General features: G+C 70.9%; 18 protein-coding genes. 5 read left to right on the top strand and 13 right to left on the bottom strand.

Annotated features, from left to right (window positions below; all coding sequences use genetic code 11):
* Positions 1-64: 64 nt before the first annotated feature.
* Both FJ108_05060 and FJ108_05055 read right to left on the bottom strand, forming a co-directional pair.
* Positions 65-421 carry a hypothetical protein gene (locus FJ108_05060; GenBank protein ID MBM4335271.1) on the bottom strand — a complete coding sequence of 119 codons (357 nt, stop codon included), beginning with the start codon at positions 419-421 and terminating at the stop codon, positions 65-67.
* Between the two features lie 134 nt (positions 422-555).
* A complete protein-coding gene (locus FJ108_05055; GenBank protein MBM4335270.1) occupies positions 556-1,797 on the bottom strand; it encodes a beta-lactamase family protein in 1,242 nt (413 codons plus the stop codon).
* A 2-nt stretch (positions 1,798-1,799) separates the two neighbouring features.
* Between FJ108_05055 and FJ108_05050 the strand changes: the two genes are divergently transcribed.
* Positions 1,800-2,855 carry a hypothetical protein gene (locus FJ108_05050; protein MBM4335269.1) on the top strand — a complete coding sequence of 352 codons (1,056 nt, stop codon included), beginning with the start codon at positions 1,800-1,802 and terminating at the stop codon, positions 2,853-2,855.
* On the opposite strand, the gene FJ108_05045 is transcribed toward FJ108_05050, so the two are convergent.
* From FJ108_05045 to FJ108_05030, 4 genes are read right to left on the bottom strand one after another with little or no spacing between them, the layout of a single operon-like run.
* Entirely contained in the window at positions 2,824-4,098 is a 1,275-nt protein-coding gene (locus FJ108_05045) for a Gfo/Idh/MocA family oxidoreductase (GenBank protein MBM4335268.1), read from the bottom strand. The two genes, FJ108_05050 and FJ108_05045, sit on opposite strands and share 32 nt — an antisense overlap.
* Positions 4,095-5,198: a Gfo/Idh/MocA family oxidoreductase gene (locus FJ108_05040; protein ID MBM4335267.1), complete on the bottom strand. Its 1,104-nt coding sequence runs from the start codon at positions 5,196-5,198 to the stop codon at positions 4,095-4,097. Before FJ108_05040 ends, FJ108_05045 begins: the two co-directional genes overlap by 4 nt.
* Before the next feature lie 29 nt (positions 5,199-5,227).
* Positions 5,228-5,992, bottom strand: coding sequence for a sugar phosphate isomerase/epimerase (locus FJ108_05035; protein ID MBM4335266.1), 765 nt, complete (start codon positions 5,990-5,992; stop codon positions 5,228-5,230).
* Positions 5,993-5,999: 7 nt separating this feature from the next.
* On the bottom strand, positions 6,000-8,003 hold the full coding sequence (locus FJ108_05030; protein ID MBM4335265.1) for a phosphoenolpyruvate carboxykinase (GTP): 2,004 nt from the start codon (positions 8,001-8,003) through the stop codon (positions 6,000-6,002).
* Here FJ108_05030 and FJ108_05025 point away from each other — a divergent pair.
* Complete coding sequence (locus FJ108_05025) at positions 8,002-9,399, top strand: short-chain fatty acid transporter (GenBank protein MBM4335264.1); 1,398 nt, start codon at positions 8,002-8,004, stop codon at positions 9,397-9,399. The genes FJ108_05030 and FJ108_05025 overlap by 2 nt on opposite strands.
* Here FJ108_05025 and FJ108_05020 read toward each other — a convergent pair.
* Positions 9,380-9,799, bottom strand: a complete 420-nt coding sequence (locus FJ108_05020) for an acyl-CoA thioesterase (GenBank protein MBM4335263.1) — start codon at positions 9,797-9,799, stop codon at positions 9,380-9,382. The genes FJ108_05025 and FJ108_05020 overlap by 20 nt on opposite strands.
* A 42-nt stretch (positions 9,800-9,841) precedes the next feature.
* Here FJ108_05020 and FJ108_05015 point away from each other — a divergent pair, with 42 nt between their 5' ends.
* The gene (locus tag FJ108_05015; GenBank protein MBM4335262.1) at positions 9,842-10,825 is read left to right on the top strand and encodes an alpha/beta hydrolase; all 984 of its coding nucleotides are present in this window, start codon (positions 9,842-9,844) and stop codon (positions 10,823-10,825) included.
* Here the strand turns inward: FJ108_05015 and FJ108_05010 are convergent.
* On the bottom strand, positions 10,822-12,840 hold the full coding sequence (locus FJ108_05010) for an MFS transporter (GenBank protein MBM4335261.1): 2,019 nt from the start codon (positions 12,838-12,840) through the stop codon (positions 10,822-10,824). The two genes, FJ108_05015 and FJ108_05010, sit on opposite strands and share 4 nt — an antisense overlap.
* On the opposite strand from FJ108_05010, the gene FJ108_05005 reads away from it, so the two are divergent.
* Complete coding sequence (locus FJ108_05005; GenBank protein MBM4335260.1) at positions 12,707-13,759, top strand: hypothetical protein; 1,053 nt, start codon at positions 12,707-12,709, stop codon at positions 13,757-13,759. The two genes, FJ108_05010 and FJ108_05005, sit on opposite strands and share 134 nt — an antisense overlap.
* A 12-nt stretch (positions 13,760-13,771) precedes the next feature.
* On the opposite strand, the gene FJ108_05000 is transcribed toward FJ108_05005, so the two are convergent.
* Both FJ108_05000 and FJ108_04995 read right to left on the bottom strand, forming a co-directional pair.
* Positions 13,772-14,719 carry a serine hydrolase gene (locus FJ108_05000; GenBank protein MBM4335259.1) on the bottom strand — a complete coding sequence of 316 codons (948 nt, stop codon included), beginning with the start codon at positions 14,717-14,719 and terminating at the stop codon, positions 13,772-13,774.
* Positions 14,720-14,763: 44 nt separating this feature from the next.
* On the bottom strand, positions 14,764-16,227 hold the full coding sequence (locus FJ108_04995; GenBank protein ID MBM4335258.1) for a hypothetical protein: 1,464 nt from the start codon (positions 16,225-16,227) through the stop codon (positions 14,764-14,766).
* Positions 16,228-16,346: 119 nt separating this feature from the next.
* Here FJ108_04995 and FJ108_04990 point away from each other — a divergent pair, with 119 nt between their 5' ends.
* Positions 16,347-16,811: a hypothetical protein gene (locus FJ108_04990; protein ID MBM4335257.1), complete on the top strand. Its 465-nt coding sequence runs from the start codon at positions 16,347-16,349 to the stop codon at positions 16,809-16,811.
* 9 nt (positions 16,812-16,820) lie between these two features.
* Here the strand turns inward: FJ108_04990 and FJ108_04985 are convergent, their stop codons facing one another.
* Genes FJ108_04985 through FJ108_04975 form a run of 3 tightly spaced genes read right to left on the bottom strand, consistent with a single transcriptional unit; the run spans position 16,821 to position 19,666 of the window.
* Entirely contained in the window at positions 16,821-17,267 is a 447-nt protein-coding gene (locus FJ108_04985) for a hypothetical protein (GenBank protein ID MBM4335256.1), read from the bottom strand.
* Positions 17,264-18,292, bottom strand: a complete 1,029-nt coding sequence (locus FJ108_04980) for a phosphotransferase family protein (protein MBM4335255.1) — start codon at positions 18,290-18,292, stop codon at positions 17,264-17,266. Before FJ108_04980 ends, FJ108_04985 begins: the two co-directional genes overlap by 4 nt.
* Positions 18,293-18,316: 24 nt before the next feature.
* A complete protein-coding gene (locus FJ108_04975; GenBank protein MBM4335254.1) occupies positions 18,317-19,666 on the bottom strand; it encodes a DUF839 domain-containing protein in 1,350 nt (449 codons plus the stop codon).
* Between the last annotated feature and the right edge of the window lie 128 nt (positions 19,667-19,794).

Below are 19,794 nucleotides of genomic sequence, written 5' to 3'. Positions count from 1 at the left end.
ACGGCACGCTCGCGTGTTCACGGAAATCGGGACGAAGTCCCGGGGAACCGCGAGAGGAGTCGGCTCAGAGTTGGAGAACGGTCGTGCGGTTCTGCGCGGCGCGCGGCGGCCCGTGGCCGTTTCGAGCTCGGGCGAAGAACTGCGCGGGCAGAGCCCGCGACTCGCTCGCGAGGCCGGGCGACGCGAGCGCGAGCCCGAAGAGCTCGAGCCCGTCCGCGGGCGTCGGGGCGGGAATCCCGATCTGCGCGCAGCAGGCGAGCGGCGCGACGTACTGACATGGCGTGGTTTGGACCGGCGCGGACTCGGGACAGCAGGCGTGCGGGTCGCGCTGCGCAAAGGCCTCGCTCGCGACCGGCGCCCCCATCAGCGCCAGCAACGAGAGCGCGACGACGAATCGCGCGCAAGGCCTCCACATCGCCATGCGGGCGAGGTTGCACCCGGAGCGGAACGGCGTCAACACCGCGGAGCGAGCATTCGCCACGGGCACCTCGTCCCGGTCTCTTCGAGCTTTCGGAAGCGCGGCTTTAGTCGAGCGCCTTCGAGGCGAGTTGCCGCCTAGCTTCGCGTCCAGACCCCGCTCTGGTTCGAGCTGAACCCGACGGCCCGGTACGCCGCGTCGACCAACGACTGACCGCGTTCGTTCAGCATGATCCCCGGCCCCATGCGGTTCATCGAGTAGCCGAACGACATCCCGAGCTCTAGGTCGGCGAAGCCGATGCTCCCGCCCGCGCCGACGTGCCCGAAGGCCGCCGACGAGAGGATCGCGGAGTCGCGGTCGCCGCGCGGCCTGCGGCGGTTGTCCATCGACTTCATGAAGCCGAGCGAGAAGCGCGTCGGGATCAGAAGCGTCGCGTCCTCGTTCGTCGCGACGGAGACCTCGCCCATGCGCGCGAGCTGCGCACGATCGACCAGGCGCACGCCGTCGAGCTCGCCGCCGCACGCGAGCGGCGCGTACATGCCGGCGAGCCCGCGCGCGTTCGAGATCCCGCCGCCGCCGCCGATCTCGGCCGCGTGACAGGCGCGGCTGTTGGGATCGAAGCCGCCGGTGTTGAGCAGCGACAGGGCCTGCGTCGAGCGCGGGTCCGTCATGATCTTCATCATGAACTCGCCGATCGGATCGCCCGGCTTGGGCGCGTGCATCATCACCGGCGCGACGCGCGGCTCGACCTCTTCGGGCGTGCCGATCCAGAACTCGATGCCGAGCGGCCCTGCGATCTCGTCGCGGAAGAAGGCGCCGAGCGATCGGCCGGAGACGCGGCGCACGAGCTCGCCGACGGTCCAGCCGAAGTTGATCATGTGGTAGCCGTTGCGTGTGCCCGGGAACCAGAACGGCTCCTCGTCGGCCAGCATCTCGACCATGTAGTCCCAATCGGTGCAGCCGCCGGGACGCAGCGGCGTCTTGAACGCGGGAACGCCGACGGAGTGGTCGAGCATCATCCGGACCGTCGCGTACTCCTTGCCCTTGCGCGCGAACTCGGGCCAGTAGCTGGCGACCGGCGCATCGATGTCGAGCTTGCCGCGCGAGGCGAGCACGTGCGCGCAGAGCGCGACCGCGCCCTTCGTGCACGAGAACACGATCGAGACCGTGTCGCGCTGCCAGGGCGTGCCGTCGGCCGGGCGCGCGATTCCGCCCCAGAGGTCGACCACGGTCCTGCCCTCGTGGCGGATGCAGACCGAAGCGCCGACCTCGTCGCGCTCGCGGAAGTTCCGCTCGAACTCGTCCGCCACTCCCATGAAGGCGGCCTCGCAGCTGCCCTCGACCTTGCCGTTCGGAACGTTCCGCTCGATTTTCTCCATCGATGTCGAGCATACCGGAAGTCCCGCGGGAGCGACGGCGCGAGATCCTGTCGCTTCGCGGCGGTACGGGCGACCACGCCGCGCTGCTGGCCGAGCTCGGCTTCGACGCGGCGCTCGAGTTCGCGCGCCCGATCGATCCGGAAGCGGATCGCGGCGAAGCGCTGCGCGTGGTGGCCTGGAACGCGCAGCGCTGTCGCGATCCCGAAGCGTCGGCCGCGCTGCTGCGGCGAACCGGAGGGCAGCTCTTCCTGCTCTCGGAGCTCGATCACGGCATGGCGCGCACGGAGCAGCGCCACTGCGCGGCCGAGCTCGCCCGGCGGCTCGGCTGCGGCTACGCGTTCGGCGTGGAGTTCCTCGAGCTCGGGCTCGGCGACGCGCGCGAGCGCGAGGCGCACGCCGGCCAGGAGAACACCGTGGGCTACCACGGCGCGGCGATCCTCTCGAGGCGCGAGCTCGGCGAGCCGTCGCTCGTGCGGCTGGAGCGAAGCGGGCGCTGGTTCGACGGAGAGCTCGGCGAGCGCCGCGTGGGTGGCCGCGTCGCCGTGCTGTGTCACCTGCCGATCGGGGGATGTGAAGTCGCCTTCGCCGCGATCCACCTGGAGAGCCACTCCGATCCGGACGAGCGCGCGGCACAGCTCGAGGCCGTGTTCGCGGCGATCGACGCGTACGCGCCGGGCTCGCCCGCGCTCGTCGGCGGGGACGTGAACACGCACTCGCTCGGGCGCGCCGAGCTCGCGGACCGCGCGCTTCTGGCACGCGCGCTCGAGGTCGATCCACTCCGCCTCGCGGAGCCGATCCCGCACGAGCCGCTCTTCGCGCTGGCCGAGCGGCGCGGCTGGGACTTCCGCGGCTGCAACGCGCTCGGAACCGCGACGGAGCGGCGCAGCCGAGGCGGCGGATCGGCGCGCGGCACGCTCGCGCTAGACTGGTTCTTCACGCGCGGCCTGGAGGTCTCCGAGCCCGCGGTGATCGACGCCGTCGAACCGGAGACCGGCGCGGCACTCTCGGATCACGAGGCGATCGCCGTCACGATCCGGTGTCGCCGATCCGCGGCCTGAGCAGAAGCTCCGCACCGCGCCCCTGCTGGATCAAGGGTACGTAGCGCTCGAGCTCGTCGCGCGTCTCTGCGTCGCGCAGATCCACGACCGAGCCCCGCTCGGCGGACAGGTACGCCGCCATCACCAGCCGCACGATCTCGACGCCGTACTCGAAATCGAGAAATCCGCTGCGCCCGGCTGCGAAGCTGCGGATCGCGTCGGCGTTCTCGTCGGTGTAGCCGTACAGGTCGGGCTCGTTCGGCTGAACCGCGAGCAGGCCGCGGGTGGCCTGCGCCTTCTCGAGCGCGAGCTCGGCGTCGCTCGTTCCGGCTTCGCCCGCGGCGGCGGCGTCGGAGACGAAGATCTCGAGCGGCGAGCGAAGCGAGTTCGACTCGAGCGCGTAGCCGGGTCCGATCCCGTCGAGCAGGAGTCGCAATCCCTGCTTGTCGTACATCCACGAGACGGTGAACTGCCCTTTCACGAGCTGGCCGGTCTCCGGATTTCGGAACGTGACGAGCCCGGTGGCGAAATCCTCCGCGGGGACCTTCGCGTAGTCCACGCCGTGGCGTGCGAGCAGCTCGGCGCGGTGCCGGGGCTGGCCCCACTTCAGCAGCGCGACGTCGGCGAGCACGGAGACCGGCTCGAGGAAGCGCGGCGGCTTTCCCGGCGGCGTGAGCGCATGCCACGCGAGCGCGATCGAGTGGCAGCCCATGTCGGAGAGCACGCCTCCGCCTTGGAGTCTCGGATCCCAGAACCAGGCGCCGTGCGGACCGCCGTGCTCCTCGGCCGCGCGCGCGAGAACGAGCGGGCCGTTGCTCCGGATCACCTTCGCGAGCTGCGCGAGCGCGGCGGACACGCTCTTCATGTGGATCTGGTTCTCGAAGTAGGCGGTCGGCGCGCCGATCTCGCGCGCGAGCTCGAGCACGCGCCGCGCCTCGCCGAGATTGCGCGCGAGCGGCTTCTCGCAGATCAGGCCGGAGAGGCGCGCTCCCGCGCGCACCGCCGCGGCGACCTGCTCGAAGGCCTCGACGCGGGTGAAGTTCGGGCCGAAGAAGGCGACGACGTCGACGTGCGGAGCCATCTCGGCGATCGAGCCGAAGACGCGCGCGGGACCGAGCCCGTGCTCGCGCGCGAAACGGGCGAGCGCCTCCGGAGGCGTGCGCGAGACCAATCCCGCGACCTCGACGCCGCGCACCTGCGTGAGCGCGCGGAGCATGAAGCCGGGCAGGAATCCGCCGCCGACGATGCCGTAGCGCAGGCTCACGCAGGTCCTCCGTCGCGCTCGAACACCTCGTCGGGGAGCCCCGCGGGGATCGGCGCGGGGCGCTCGCAGCGCGTCTCGAGCGACACGTGCCGTCCGCTCTCGGACGCGAGAACGCTCTTCTCCATCAGCTCGAGCACGTGGCAGGCGAGCTCGCCCGAGGCGCGCTGCGCGGTGCCGCCGCGAATCGCGCGCACCATCTCGACCAGCCCGATCCCCCGGCTCTGCGCCGCGTTCGAGTGCGTGAGCGGAACGTCGCTCCAGTCCTTGTCGCCGCGGCGCCGGATCTGCACCGGCCCGCCGAACGTGTTCGGATCGGGAACGGCGAGCGTCCCCTCGGTGCCGTAGATCTCGATGTTGCGCGGGCGCGCGGCCTGCACGTCGAAGCTCGTCACGAGCGTGGCGACCGGACCCGAGTGGAAGTCGATCACGCTCGCGACGTGCGTCGGCACTTCCACGTCCATCATCGTTCCCGCGAGCGGCTGGCTCCTGATCTCGCGGCGCGCCAGAGAGATGCGCGCGGAGCCGGTGACCCTGCGCGCGGGTCCGAGCAGTGCGACCAGCGCGGTCAGGTAGTAGGGGCCGAGGTCGAAGAGCGGGCCCGCGCCGCGCTGGTAGAAGCTCTGCGGTCGCGGGTGCCAGCTCTCCGGGCCCGGCGAGAGGAAGAACGCGTTGGCGGCGAGCGGCTCGCCGATCGCGCCTTCGTCGATCAGCTTGCGGCAGGTCTGGATGCCCGCGCCGAGAAACGTGTCGGGCGCGCAGCCGACCCGAAGCCCCGCGCGCTCGGCCTGCGCGAGCAGGCGGCGCCCGCCGTCGAGATCGAGCGCGAGCGGCTTCTCGCCGTAGACGGACTTGCCGGCCGCGAGCGCGTCCGCACTCACCTGCGCGTGCGCGGCCGGAATCGTCAGGTTCAGCACGACCTCGACGTCGGGGCTGCGCAGCAGCCGCTCGGGATCGAGCGCCTGCGGGATGGCGTGCTTGTCGGCGAGCTCGCGCGTGCGCTCGGGGACCAGGTCGGCGCAGGCCACGAGCTCGACGTCGGGAATCGCCGCGAGCTTCGCGGCGTACGCGTGGCTGATCACGCCGCAGCCGATGATGCCGATCCCCGTGCGCGCGCGGCGCGCCTTCGCCGTCACCTGCGCCCCCGCGAGAGGCCGTGGCCGACCAGGAAGCGGTGGCTCTTCTCGATCGCCTCGAACATGTCCGTCGCGCACGCGTCGAGCTCGACGACGTGCCAGCGGGCGCTCGCGCCCGACGCGGTGATCGCGGGGAAGTCCAGCACGCCGTCGCCGACGGCCGTCATCGGCGACTTGAACCCGTCGGCGGGCCCGTCCTTCAGGTGCAGGATCCGCAAGCGCGACCCGAGCCCGGCCGCGATCCGCGCGGGATCGCGACCGCCCACCGTCGCCCAGTACGTGTCGAGCTCGACGAAGATCTCGGGATCGACGAGCTCCATCAGCAGGGCGTGCGCGTGCTTCCCGCCGTGCTCGATCTGGAACTCCCACCAGTGGTTGTGGTAGCCGAGCGCCATGCCGCGGGCGCGCGCGTTGCGGCTCGCCTCGTCGAGCTCCGCTGCGACCGCGCGGATCGAGTCCAGCGTCTTGAAGAGATCCGGCGGCACGAACGGGACGACGAGCGTCTTCGTCCCCAGCGCCTCCTGCTCGTCGAGCACGCGCTCGCGCGCATCCCCGATCGGCGCCTGCACGTGCGCGGCCGCGATCTCCAGGCCCGCGTCGGCCAGGCGCCTGCGCAGCTCGGCAGGCGGCATGCCGTGCAAACCCGCGAGCTCGACGCCCGCGTAGCCGATCCGGCCCAGCCGCTCGATCACCGCCGCGAAGTCGCGGCCGGCCGCCTCGCGCAGGCTGTAGAGCTGGACGGCGATCGGCGCGGCGGACATCGGCTCTCTAGCGCTTCGCCGCGAGCAGCCTCTGCTCGAGCGCGTCGAGCTCCTTGGCGAGCTCGGCGGGAAGCTTGGCGCCGTACTGCGCGTAGTACTCGCGGATCATCGGGACCTCCGCGAGCCAGCTCTCGAGATCCGCGCCGAGCACCAGCGCCAGATCCTCGGGGTCGATCTCGAGGCCGTTCGTGTCGAGCTCCGCCTCGCTCGGCAGGATGCCGATCGGCGTCTCGATGCCCTTCGCCTCGCCCTCCAGCCGCTCGAAGATCCACTTCAGCACGCGGCTGTTCTCGCTGTAGCCCGGCCAGAGGAACTCGCCGTTGGGGCCCTTCCGGAACCAGTTCACCCAGAAGATCTTCGGCAGCACCGCGCCCGCGCGCCTTCCGATCGCGAGCCAGTGGGACCAGTAGTCGGCCATGTCGTAGCCGCAGAAGGGCAGCATCGCCATCGGGTCGCGGCGCAGCTCTCCGATCGTGCCCGCGGCCGCGGCGGTCTTCTCGCTGCCGATGATCGAGCCGAAGAACGTGCCCTGCTGCCAGTCGCGCGCCTCGTTCACCAGCGGAACCACCGTCGCGCGGCGGCCGCCGAACAGGATCGCGCTGATCGGGACGCCCGCCGGGTCCTGCCACTCCTGCGCGATCACCGGGCACTGCGAAGCGGGAACCGTGAAGCGCGCGTTCGGGTGCGCGGCCGGGGTCTTGCTCGCCGGGCTCCACGCCTGCCCGCGCCAGTCGGTGACGTTCGCCGGCGGAACTTCCGTCATGTCCTCCCACCAGACGTCGCCGTCGCCGGTCTTCGCGCAGTTCGTGAAGACACAGTCGTGTGTCAGGGTGAGCATGGCGTTCGGATTGGACTTCATGTTCGTGAACGGGGCCACGCCGAAGAAGCCCGCCTCGGGGTTGATCGCGTAGAGCCGGCCGTCCGCGTGGAACTTCATCCAGGCGATGTCGTCTCCGATGCACTCGACCTTCCAGCCGGGAACGCTCGGGCGCAGCATCGCGAGGTTCGTCTTGCCACAGGCGCTCGGGAACGCCGCCGCGATGTAGCGCACCCGCCCGGTGGGCGAAGTCAGCTTCAGGATCAGCATGTGTTCGGCCAGCCAGCCCTCGTCGCGCGCCATCACCGAGGCGATCCGCAGCGCGAAGCACTTCTTGCCCAGCAGCGCGTTCCCGCCGTAGCCGGAGCCGAAGGACCAGATCTCGCGCGTCTCCGGGAAGTGCACGATGTACTTGTTGTCGGCGTTGCACGGCCACGGCACGTCCCGCTGGCCCGGCTCGAGCGGCGCGCCGACCGAGTGCATGCAGGGCACGAACGGTCCGTCGCCGAGCACCTCGAGCGCGGCCTTTCCCATTCGCGTCATCGTGCGCATCGCCGCGACCACGTACGGTGAATCGGTGATCTCGACGCCGATGTACGAGATGTGCGATCCGAGCGGTCCCATCGAGAACGGCACCACGTACATCGTGCGGCCGCGCATGCAGCCGGAGAACAGGCCCTCGAGCGTCGCGCGCATCTCGCCGGGCTCGCGCCAGTTGTTGTTCGGGCCCGCGTCCTCGCGCTTCACGGAGCAGATGAAGGTGCGGTCTTCGACGCGCGCGACGTCGGCCGGATCGGAGCGAACCAGGTAGCTGTTCGGGCGTTTCTCGGGACTGAGCCGCTCGGCGGTACCGCTCGCGAGCATCAGGCGGAACATCTCGTCCATCTCTTCCTGCGAGCCGTCGCACCAGTGGATCCGCTCCGGCTTGCAGAGCGCTGCCATCTGGTCGACCCACGCCGAAAGCCGCCGGTTCTTCGTCAACGCGCAACTCCTTCCTGGCTCCTGCCCGGAGCCGGTCTGCTCGCAATCCCCGTACCGCCGCGCCGGGCCCGGATCAAAGGTCCCGGCCCCGGTTCGGGAGGCGAGAGTGTAATTCCCACCCCTTCCTGGCGTGAAGTGGATCCCCCTGCCCCACGCGCCCGCGGGGTCGCTGCCGGCGGGCTGCCTATAATGGCCGTCGGCGGGGGGGAGCATGCCAGATCGCGGGCGCGGGCTCGACAGGCTCAGGGAGCTCGGCGCGGGGGTCTCGAGGATCTCGGAGCGCTGGGTGCCCGACGCGTGGGTGATCTGCATGGCGCTCACCGCCACGGCGCTCCTGCTCTCGATCGCGGGCGCCGGCGCCGGGGTCGAGGAGGCGTTGCTCGCCTGGGGAAACGGCGTGTGGAGCCTGCTGGCGCTGGCCATGCAGTTCACCATCGCGATGGTCGCCGCCCACGCCTGCGTGGTCTCGCGGCCCGTGTACCGGGCGCTCGACCGGCTCGCCGCACTGCCCGACCCCGGGCGCCCGCTGCAGGCGGTGCTGCTCGCGGGCCTGTTCTCGCTCGCCGCCGCCTATCTGAACTGGGCGATCTGCCTGGTGGCATGCGCGCTCTTCCTGCCCTTCATCGTGCGCCGCAACCCGCGCGCGGACGTGCGCGTGCTGATCGCCTCGTCCTACCTGGGGATCGGGACGCTCTGGCACGGCGGGCTCTCCGCCTCCGCGCCGCTGATCCTGGCGACGCCCGGAAATCCCCTGCTCTCGCCCGCGAGCGGCGCGCCGCTCGTCAGCCGCCTGTACCCGGTGACGGAGACGCTCTTCAGCGCGTTCAACCTGGGCTACATCGCGATCGTCTCCGCCGTCGCGCTGGCCTGCATCATGGCGCTGCACCCCAGGAAGGGCGCCGTGTCGCTGTCGCCGGAGCAGGTCGAGGCGATCCTGCCCAAGCCGCCCGCGGACGAGCCCGACGCCGATTCGCCCGCGGGGGCGCTCGACGGGCTCCGCGTCTGGGTCTGGCTCGCGGCGCTGCTTCTCGGCTACCCGCTCCTACACTCGCTGGTGACGCGCGGCTTCGGCTCGACCTGGACGATCAACGCCTATAACACCGTGTTCCTGCTCGCGGCTCTGCTGCTGCACGGTCGGCCGCTGCCGTTCCTGCGCGCGTGTCGCGACGGCGTCGACGCGGCCTGGGGCATCATCCTGCAGTTCCCGTTCTACGCGGGGATCTTCGGCCTGATGCAGGACGCGCACCTCGGCCGCTGGCTGGCCGAGCTCTTCGCGAGCTTCTCGACGCCGGGCACGTTTCCGCTCGCCGTCTACGTCTACTCCGCGGTGATGAATCTGTTCGTGCCGTCGGGCGGATCGAAGTGGCTGATCGAGGCGCCGTTCCTGCTCCCCGCCGCGTCGGCGCTCGGCGTCTCGCCGGTCACCACCCTGCTCGCGTACGCCTACGGTGACTCGACCACGAATCTGATCCAGCCCTTCTTCGCGATCCCGATCCTGTCGATCGCGCGAATGCGCTTCGGCGAGGTCGTCGGCTACACGTTCCTGGTCGCCGCGGTCTGCTTCGTCGTCTCGGCGCTCGCGATGCTGCTCATCCCGCTCGATCTCTAGAAGCGGTCTCGAGCGCGGCGCGGAAGGCCTCGGGGAGCGCCATCTTCCCGCCCGCGGGATCGGTGGCCACCGCGACGATCCGACCGACGATCGCGAGCTCGCCCGCGAGATTCCGGATCTCGAAGCCGTACGTCACGGAGCTGTTCCCGACCTTCTCCACGCGCGCCGCACAGGTGAATTCGTCCGGGTAGCGCAGCGCCAGCTTGTAGTCGGCCTCGACGTGCACGCGCGGAAGCGAGAACACGCGCTCGCCCGGCGTGCCGCCGACGGGGAGAATCGCGCGCATCAGACCGTGTTCGGCGACCTCGAAGTAGCGCAGCGCCGCGGTGTAGTGGATCCGGCCGCTCGCGTCGGTGTCGATCCAGTTCACGCGCAGCTTCTCGGTGTGCAGGGTCGGCATCGGCCGGAAGTCTGCGCGGCGCGCGTGGTAGGGTGCAAGCCGATGACGGAGATCCGACACCGCACGATCCAGACGAACGGCATCGACCTGCACATCGCCGAGGCGGGCCAAGGCCCCTTGGTCCTGCTCTGCCACGGCTTCCCGGAGTCGTGGTACTCGTGGCGCCACCAGCTTCCCGCGCTGGCCGCCGCCGGCTACCACGCCGTCGCGCCGGACATGCGCGGCTACGGCCAGAGCGACGCGCCCGCGGAGATCGAGCGCTACACCGTCTTCCACCTGGTCGGCGACATGGTCGGCCTGCTCGACGCGCTCGGCGCCCGCGAGTGCACGATCGTCGGCCACGACTGGGGCTCGATCGTCGCGTGGAACTCGGCGCTGCTGCGGCCCGACCGCTTCAGCTCGGTCTGCGGCATGAGCGTGCCGTTCTTTCCGCGCGGCCCGATGCCGCCAACGCAGATGTTCAAGGCGATGGCCGGCGACCGCTTCATGTACATCCTTTACTTCCAGGAGCCCGGCAAGGCGGAGCGCGAGCTCGACGCCGACCCGAAGAAGACCATGCTTTTGATGCTCTACAGCGCGTCGGGCTCGGTGCCGCGCGAGGAGAAGTGGAACCTCGACCTGCCGAAGTCGTCGGGATTCCTGACCGGAATGAAGGAGCCCGCGAAGCTGCCGGACTGGCTCACGCAGGCCGACCTCGATTACTACGCCGGAGAGTTCGCGCGGCGCGGCTTCCGCGGCGGCCTGAACTGGTACCGCAACTTCGACCGCAACTGGGAGCTGCTCGCGCCCTGGGCCGACGCGAAGGTCACGGTGCCGGCTCTCTTCATCGGTGGACTTCGCGACGGCGTCGTCACCGGTCCCGGCGGCGAGGGCGAGGGCCCGATGGTGCAGATGCTCCCGACCTTCTGCACCGACCTGCGCGGAAAGGTGCTGATCGAGGGCGCGGGGCACTGGAATCAGCAGGAGGCGCCCGAGGCCACGAACCAAGCGCTGCTCGGGTTCCTCGCCGGACTGTCGCGCGGCTAGACGGCGGTCGCGGGACCCGAGGTCGAGCGGATGTGCGCGCGCAGGATCGCGGGGTCGATCGGCCGTCGCCGGTAGAGGATCGCGGCGCGCACGCGAATCGCGTGGAAGAGCGCCATGCTGAACGCCACGCCCGCCACCACGATCGCGACCACCGGCAACAGCCCCGGCTCCTCCGAGAGATCGCGCACCGCCTCGAAGGTGTAGAACGCGCCCGCGCCGCAGAGCGCGAGCGACACCAGGCACCAGCCGAGCGCGTCGCGCAGCAGGGTCGCTGCGCCGTCGCCGAGCACGCGGCGCAGCTCGCCCGAGGTGAAGTGGTCCAGGAACCAGCCGGTGTCCTCGTCCACGCCGCGGTCGTTCGGCGGCGGGAGCACGACGCCGGTCAGCGGGTCGGTCGCCGCGTCGCCGCGTTTGTGCGCCTCGATGCCCGCCCAGATCTCGCGGTGGATCGCTTCGCTGATCGGGAAGAAGCAGGCCACGCCGAACGCCACCAGCGCCGTCGCCGCGGGCGCGAGCGCGAAGATGGCGCGGATCGCGAACTGGACCTGCGGCGATTGCTCGACGTTGGGCTGGTAGCCGAGCGACGCGAGCACCGCGAGCGGGATCGTGAGCGAGGGGATGACCATGAACTTGGTCATCACCGACCAGAGCGCCCCGTACTGCGCTTCGCGACGCTTCCCGGTGTAGAGCTCGTCGTAGTCGATCACGTCGGCCTGGATCGCCGGCCCGAGGAAGAGCCGGGCCGCGAACGACGAGCCCGCCCAGGCGAGGATCACGCCGACTTCGAGCAGGTCTCCCTCGCCGACGAAGAAGAGCGCAAGCGAGCCCGAGAACGCCGAGACGAACGAGAGCAGCCAGGCGAGCTTCTTGCCCGCGCGGCGCGCGAGCCAGACCCAGGCGGGCAGGAACAGGAAACCGAACCCGAAGTAGATCGTGAGGAAGATCGAGATCCACCAGGTCGGGTTCTCGGGCTTCAGCACGTACGTTACGAAGTACGGCATCAGCGTGCCGGGAATCGCGCCGGTGACGGAGCCGATCAGGTAGACGGACAGGAGCAGGCGGAAGACCCGATTGCGCAGCACGCGGCGCACGCCGGGCACGAGCGGATTGGGGACGCGGTTGGCGAAATCGGGGCGCTCGCGCACGCGCCAGACCAGGTTCCAGTACAGGACCGCGAGCAGCGAGCCGAAGCCGACGGCGAACCAGAAGTAGCCGGCGCGCGCGCCGAGTCGCGCCGCGAGCAGACCCGGAATCGCGGCCGCGACCATCGTGCCCGCGACCGAGAAGCCCTGCTCCCAGCCGAACAGGCTCGAGCGCTCGCGGTAGTCGGTCGTGAGCTCGGGTCCGAGCCCGTAGTGCGGGATCGCATACACCGTCTGGCCCAGGTAGTAGAGGATGTAGGTCGCGCAGAGCCAGAGCCCGGCGCCGCCCGGGTCGAAGCTCTCCGGCGGCGTGAACATGGCGACGAACGAGAGCGCTGCCGCCGGCGCGCCGATCGCCATCCACGGCCGGCGCCGCCCCCACGGGCTGCGCGTGCGATCGCTCACCCAACCCATGATCGGGTCGGTGAGCGCGTCCCAGGCGCGACCGAGCGCCTTTGCGAGCGCGATCACACCCAGCGGAACCAGAATGACGTCGGAATAGAAGATCGAGAGATGGATCGCGATCGGGATTACCATCGCGGCGCCCGCAAAGTTCGGCGCGCCGTAGGCGAGCTTGATTCCGAGCGCGAGTCGCTCGGGCGCGGTCGGCGCGCGCGCGGCCGGAGCTTCCGGGCTCGATTTCTCGGCGACCGCGGGCTGCACGAACCGGATTCTCTCCGGGCGAGCCTCCGGAGACAAGGCTAGACTCGCCGACCGCTTCAGGTAGGAGGTCCCGAAAATGCGCGTCGCTCCGCTCGTCCCGCTCGCCCTGCTGATCGCCGCGCTCGGCTGCCAGCCGCAGGAAGCCGGCAACAAGACGGCCTCCGGCAACGGCGCGTCTGCGGTCGTCGCGAACCTGAACGGCCGCGACATCGACGCCGCCGAGCTCGAACGCTGGATGAAGGACAACCTCTACAAGCGCGAAATGGCCAACAAGCCGGCCGGCGAGATCTACGAGGACCAGGCGCAGGCGATCGACGCCATGGTGGACGAGCTGCTCGTGGCGGATGCGGCCGAGAAGGCCGGCCAGACGCCCGATGCCTTCATCGAGGCGCAGACGCTCGCGCTCGGTCCCGTGACAGACGCAGAGGTGAGCGACTTCTTCAGCGCGAACCAGTCACGGCTTCCCGCGGGAGCGAAGATCGATGAGCTCGCGCCGCGCATAAGAGCGCATCTCGAGTCGCAGCGGCCGCAGCAGGTGGCCGAGAACCTGCGCGCCAAGGCAAAGCTCACCGTATCGCTCGAGCCGCCTCGCGCCAGCGTCGACGCGCTCGGTCCCGCCCGCGGTCCCGAGAACGCCCCGGTCGTGATCATCTCGTTCAGCGACTACCAGTGTCCGTTCTGCAAGCGCGCGGAGCCGACGATCGACGCCGTGCTCGCGAAGTACCCGACGCAGGTCCGCCAGGTCTACCGCCACCTGCCGCTCGACGCGATCCACCCGCAGGCGCGACCCGCGGCGATCGCGGCGGTCTGCGCCGAGAACCAGGGCAAGTTCTGGGAGTACCACGCGCTGTTGTTCCAGAACCAGGAGGCCCTCGGCGACGCGGATCTTCGCAAGCACGCGACGGCGGCCGGCCTCGACACGACCGCGTTCGACGCCTGCCTTTCGAGCCCCGAGGCCGCGCAGCGCGTCCAGGCCGATGCCGACGCAGCGCGCACGGTCGGGATCACCGGAACGCCGGCGTTCTTCATCAACGGGATCCTGATCTCGGGCGCGCGACCGCTCGACGACTTCTCCAAGTGGATCGACCGCGAGCTCGAGGCGAAGGGTCAGACCCCGCCCGCATCCTGAGCGAGGCCCGCGCTAGCCGATGCGGGGAAAGCGGCGAACCAGATCCGCGAGCCACGCCTTGACCAGCGGCTGCTGCTCGCTCGTCGACGCGCCGAGCCGCACCGCGACGACGTCCTGCTCCGGCGCGACGTACACGTACTGCCCCTGGTAGCCGTTCGCGGAGAAGATCCCGTCGCCCTCGGGCGCGAGCCACCAGTGCGCGCCGTACTCCCCGTTCGAGGCCGGCGTCGGCGTGCGCGCGTAGTCGACCCAGCCCACGGGCAGGACGCGCTCGCCCGCCCAGATCCCGTCGCGGAGCTGGAGCAGGCCGAAGCGCGCGAAGTCGCGCGCGCTCGCGAACACGAACGAGGAGCCGATCCAGGTGCCGGCCGCGTCGAAGCGCGCGGTGGCGCTGCGCATGCCGATCCGGTCGAAGAGCTCGCGGCGCAGGTACTCGTCTACACCGGCCTGGCCGCCGCCGATCGCGCGTCCCGCGATCGCCGAGACCAGATTGCTGCTGCCGCTGGAGTAGCACCATACGGTGTCGGGAGCGTGTTCGAGCCGGGACTCCGCCGCGAACGCGGCCACGTCGTCCTTGCCGCGCCCGAAGAGCATCTCGATCACATCGGAGCTCCCGGCGTCCACGTAGTCCTCGCGCCAGGCCAGGCCGCTCGACATCCGCAGCAGCACGTCCAGCGTGAGCGCGGCACGCGGATCCCCCGGCGCGCGCCAGGCGGGAAGATCCGCGCGCATCCCGGTCGAGAGCTTGCCGTCGCGGACGAGCAGCCCCACCAGGCTGTGCAGGACGCTCTTCGCCACCGACCAGGAGATCAACGCGCTCTCGGGACCGTGCTCGGATCCGTAGCGCTCGAGCACGAGTCGTCCCCGCCAGATCACGACGAGCGCGTGCGTCGCGCCCGCGTCGGGGAACACCGGCTCGGCGAAGCCGCGCGGCAGCTCGCCGAGCGGCCAGTCGCGCATCGGCCAGGGAGTGTCGGACGGCTGTGCGGGAAGCGGCGGCGGGTTCAAGGGGGATCTCCTCTTCTCTCGTTGCGGGTGCGCGTCGGCTCGCAGGGCTCCTCGTAGCTGAAGGCCGCGATCACGCGGTGCTCGCGGAAGGTCGGCCCCGACCAGAAGATCCCCTCGGGATTCTTGTCGCAGATCCGCACCGGCGCTGCGCTCGGCTGCGCCTCCTGTTGCGCCCAGAACTCCCGAGCCGCGCGCGGCGCGAGCTCGCCGGGCAGCCGAGCATCGATCCCGAACGGTCGCGTCGCGACCACGACGAAGAGCGCGCCCGCGACGAGCGAGAGCGAGAGCGCCCGGCGCAGGAGCGGGCCGGCGCGCTCGATGCCGAGCGCGGTCCAGATCGCGAGCGCGAGCGGCGCGAAGAGCCAGTAGCGCAGCTCGTTCGCCTGCGGCAGCAACGAGACCAGCGCGAGCGCGACGAGGAACGCGGCGAGCGCCGCGCCGGGCACGAGCCCCGCCCGCCGCGCGGCCATGCTTCCGAGCGCGAGCCAGAAGATCGTCCACGGAAACCAGCCGCCGAGCCGGTTGTGGGGGCTCGTCACCGGATTCGCCCGGGCGCCCTGGTCCAGGCTCCAGACGTAGCGCTCACCGGAGTGGAAGCGATTCCACTCGGCGACCGACGCCAGGAAGCGCACCGGCCGCGGCTTCGCTTCCAGCCAGATCGGGAGATTGGACGGGCTCGAGTCGGGCGTGACCACCGCGTTCGGAAAAAGCCGCGGCGCGAGCGGGAATTCGACCGGGTAGACGGGATTGGCATACACGATCAAGTTTCGCACCGGCCAGGCGCCCGCCGCGAGCAGCAGAAGCGATGCTACGGCGAGCGCGCGCGAGCGAGTGAGCCGGTCCGAGCGGACCAGCGCAAACAGCCGCCAGAGCCCCGCCGCCACGATCGGCACCGCCACCGGCCAGGCCTGCAGCTTCGAGAGCATCGCAAGCGCCATGGCCGCGGTGAAGAGCAGCGCGCTCGCGAGCGGACGCTTCGCTCCCGTCTCGAGCCCCGAGAGCGCGGCGAGCGCGAGCGCCAGCCAGCAGCCTGCGAAGAGATCGACGTAGCCCGATGCGAGGTGGAGCACGAAGAGCGGCACGCCGAGCAGAGCCGTCAGCAGCCAGCGCAGCTTCAACCGTCGACCGTACAGCCAGAGCAGCCCCGCGACGAGGCCGCAGAACGCGCAGACGTTCAGCGCTCCCGCCGCCGAGAAGCGTCCGGTCGCCAGCACGAGCGCGCCCGCGACCACGCGCGGAAGCGGCGGAAACCCCGCGATCACCGCGACCAGCCGCGGCTCCGGTGTGTAGCTGGTGAGTCCGTAGGTCGCGAGCGCCCCGGGCAGGTGATAGGCGAGGAAGTCCCACTCGCGAGAAAAGTCGAGGAACGCCTTGCAGACCAGTCGCCCATACGCCCCCGCGAGCAGCAGCCAGTGCAGTCCGGCGCAGGCTCTCCACGCGATCTCGCGAATGCGATCCATCCGCGCGCCACTTTCGCACGAATCGATCCGGAAGAAATCGGTCAGGTCCGGGCCGTCCCGGCCGATCCGTTCGGTAGCGGCGGTGTCGGCCGCCGCGTCTTGCACGCGGAGGATCGGCGATGAAGACGCTCTTGCTCGTGCTCTCGCTGGCGCTCTTGCTCGCGGGCGGCGCGTGGGGCCACGCCTGGCTCGACGCGAGCCGGACGAAGCACCCGGCCGTCGACGCGTTCGCGACCTTCTACTGGAAGCTGCAGAGGAACGACCTGGCCGCCGCGGGCGCGCTCGTCGTGCCCGGCAGCGAGGCCGATCTGGCGCTGCTCGAGAAGCGCACGGTCGGCGTGGCCGCGGAGCTCGGCACCGCGCGCGGCTTCGCGCTCGAGCTCGAGCGCGACACCGAGAAGGAGCTCTCGGGCCGCGAGGCGATCCGTCTCTCCGGACGAGCGACGGTCAACATCGACCCGGCCGGGCATCTCTCGGCGTTCGGGGTTCCCGAGCTGCACGAGGTCGAGGCGCACCTGGTCGAAGATGGCGGAAGCTGGCGCGTCGTCGCGTTCCGCGACACGAGGATCGCCGGCGCGTTCTGATCCCGCGCCCTAGAACGGGGCGAGCGCGAGCTTGCGGCGCTCGGTCGAAGCGGAGAGCTCGCGCCAGATCGCCTCCTCGACCGCGCGCGCAGGGGCGCCGGGCTCGAGCTCGACGTGCGCGTGGAGCTCGATCAGAAGCGCGCGAAGCCTCTCGTTGTCGCGCTCGAGGTCCGAGATCTTCAGGCTCGCATCGCCGCCCCGCGTGGCCTCGTCCAGCCGGCTACGCAGATTCGCGTCGGAGACCGCGGAGAGCGATTCGCGGAAGAGCGCGCGCAGCGCCGCGTTCTCCTCGCTCCTTCGCGCTGCGGCGCGGTCCCACTCCTCGCGCACCATCCCGAGCAGCATCGCGGAAACGCCGACCGAGGACTGCCGGTAGGACGGCGAGACGTTCGGCATCACGTCGAAGAGCAGCGTCCCGGCCAGGATCTCGAGCACGTTCGGGATCTCCGGCTTCATCGCAGCCTCCCCAGCGTCTCGAGCGCGGCGCGGTCCTGTGCGTTGGTCAGCCACCATCCCGAGAGCGCGAGAACCGGATCCTTGTTCTTGCCGGTCTGGTACTCGCGCGCGCTCGAGACCCAGATCGCCAGACCCTTCACGCTCGAGAAGAGCTCCCACCAGCGCAGCGCCTCGGGATCGGCGCGCAGGCCGCTCGCGGCCTCCCAGATTTTGATCGCGTTCTCCTTCGAGGTCAGCCCGCCGACGCGGCCGTCCCGCGCCCAACACCAGACGCGGTTCAGGCTCCAGGCGAGGTCTTCGAGCGGGTCGCCGAGGTGCGCGAGCTCCCAGTCGAGGATCCCGCGCACGTTCCCTTCCTTGTCGTACAGGAAGTTCCCGGTGCGGTAGTCGCCGTGGACGACGTGCAGGCGCCGGGGCGGCGGCGGCGGATTGCGTCTCAGGAAGCGGATCGCGGCACGGATGATCGGCTGCGGCGCGAGCTCGTCCTCGTCGATCACCCGGGTCCAGTGGTCGAGCTCGCGGCGCCAGGCCTGATCGCGCTCGACCGGCTTCATGGTCTCGAGCAGGCCGAGCTTCTGCGGATCCGCCTGGGCGATCGCGCCGAGGATCGACCACTTCTGCTGCGCGAGCTTCTCGTGGTGCGCGGCGTAGGGCGGCATCAGGATGTTCTGGGGCGACGCGTCGAAGCCGGCGAGCTCCTGCATCACGAAGAACGGGTAGTCGAGGTGGGCTGGATCGTCCTCGAGCCAGAGCGCCTCGGGAACCGGTACGGCGGAGCCGTGAAAGGCGCGATACGCGGCGAACTCGATCGCGCGGTCGGTCTCGATCAGGCTTCCCGGCGGATCGCGGCGCAGGATCAGGCGCCGCTCGATCGTCTCCGCCCCGTCGCGGTAGCGCAGCCGCAGGCGATAGGTCTCGCGCGAGGCGCCGCCGTGGATCCGCTCGACGTCGAAGGCCTCCACGTCCGCGGCCTGCGGCAGGCGCCGCTTCGCGTAGGCGGCGATGCGTGGGGCGAGCTCGTGCACGCCCGCGATTCTGTCACAGCAGGGCTAGCCGTGTCGTCGGAACGGCCCCGTGATCGCGAGCGTGATACCCGGCTGCTGCAGGTTCACGAAGAGCGTCGCGCCATCGGGCGAGAAGCAGACGCCGGTGAGCTCGGATCGCGTGTAGGTGTTGCGCGCGATCGTCGAGAGATTCCCGCGCGGGTCGATCCGCACCAGACCGTCGTTCCCTCCGCCGTCCTCGCAGACGAAGAGATCGCCCCAGGGCGCGATCGTCAGGTTGTCGGGGTTGTGGAGGTCGCTTTCGGCATCGGTCTCGAAGAAGAGCTCGAGCGCGCCCGGCCGCACCGACTCGCCGCTCTGGCCCTCTCGCTCGCTCGGCACGTAGCGGAAGATCTGCCCGCGAAGCGACGGTCCGCCGGTGGTGCAGGCGAAGAAGATCCCCGCGCGCGAGGCCCAGATGCCCTCGCCGCGCGCGAAGAGCGCGGCCGACTTCTCCGCGTGGCCGCGCAGGCGCAGATCGTCTTCGAGCGAGTCGACGCCATCCAGTGTCACCCAGTCGACCTCGAAGCTCTTGCCGGGCTCGAGCGCCGGACCGCCGTTCCAGTTGCGCGTGTCGCTCGGGCCGCGGCGCAGGCGCAGCGCCTGCAGCTTGCCTCCGCGCGAGAGCTGGCCCGGAACCTCGGGCAGCAGGCGGTAGAAGAGCGACTCTTCGCGATCCTCGGTCAGGTAGACCACTCCGCTTGCCGGATCGACCACTGCGGCCTCGTGGTTCATCCGGCCCAGCGCCAGAAGAGGTATTGCGGGGGTGAGCGCCGGCTCCGCCGTCGCGGGCACCTCGAAGACGAAGCCGTGATCGCGGCTGAACGGGCCGCCCGCGCGCACCGAGAACTCCTCGCAGGAGAGCCACGAGCCCCACGGCGTCACTCCGCCCGCGCAGTTCCGGGTCGTGCCGCCGAGCGAGAGCCAGCTCGATTCGACGCGGCCGGTCGTCGGGTCGTAGACCAGCGTGGTGGTTCCGCCGGACTGCGGAACCCCGTCGGCGCCGACGTCGTAGAGGCGATCGCGCGCGACGCGGTCCAGACGCTCGAGCTTCGCGCCGAACGGCCCGGGCGCGTTCGGGCCCGCGATCTGCTCGTGGTTGCGCACCAGGACGATCCGGCCGCGAGGTCCGACGAACGTGCCCGTGCCGTCGGGGCTTCCGGGTGTGAGCAGCCCGTCGCTCATCTCGTCGCCGGTCCGCGAGATCACGCGGTACGAGAAGCCCGGCGCGAGCTCGAGCAGGCGAGCGGGATCGGGCACGAGCGGCTCGGCCGCGCGGCCGGCGCGGGGCAGCCCGAGCAGCGCGAGGCTCGCCCATCCGACGGTGCGCAGGAAATCGCGGCGGCTCGTCTTCACCTACGTCGGGTTTCGGCCCGAGCCGCGCGGCGCTGAAGCGAGCAGGCCCACGCTCCGAAGCGCGTGTGGCGGAACGTCGAACGAGACGTATCGCGGCGTGAAGTCGACGGCGAAGTCCGCGGGCGTCT

It is taken from the genome of Deltaproteobacteria bacterium (genome assembly GCA_016875225.1).
Lineage (GTDB): Bacteria > Myxococcota_A > UBA9160 > SZUA-336 > SZUA-336 > VGRW01.
Note: the sequence above shows the minus strand (reverse complement) of the source record. Positions and strands in the feature narration are given on the sequence as shown.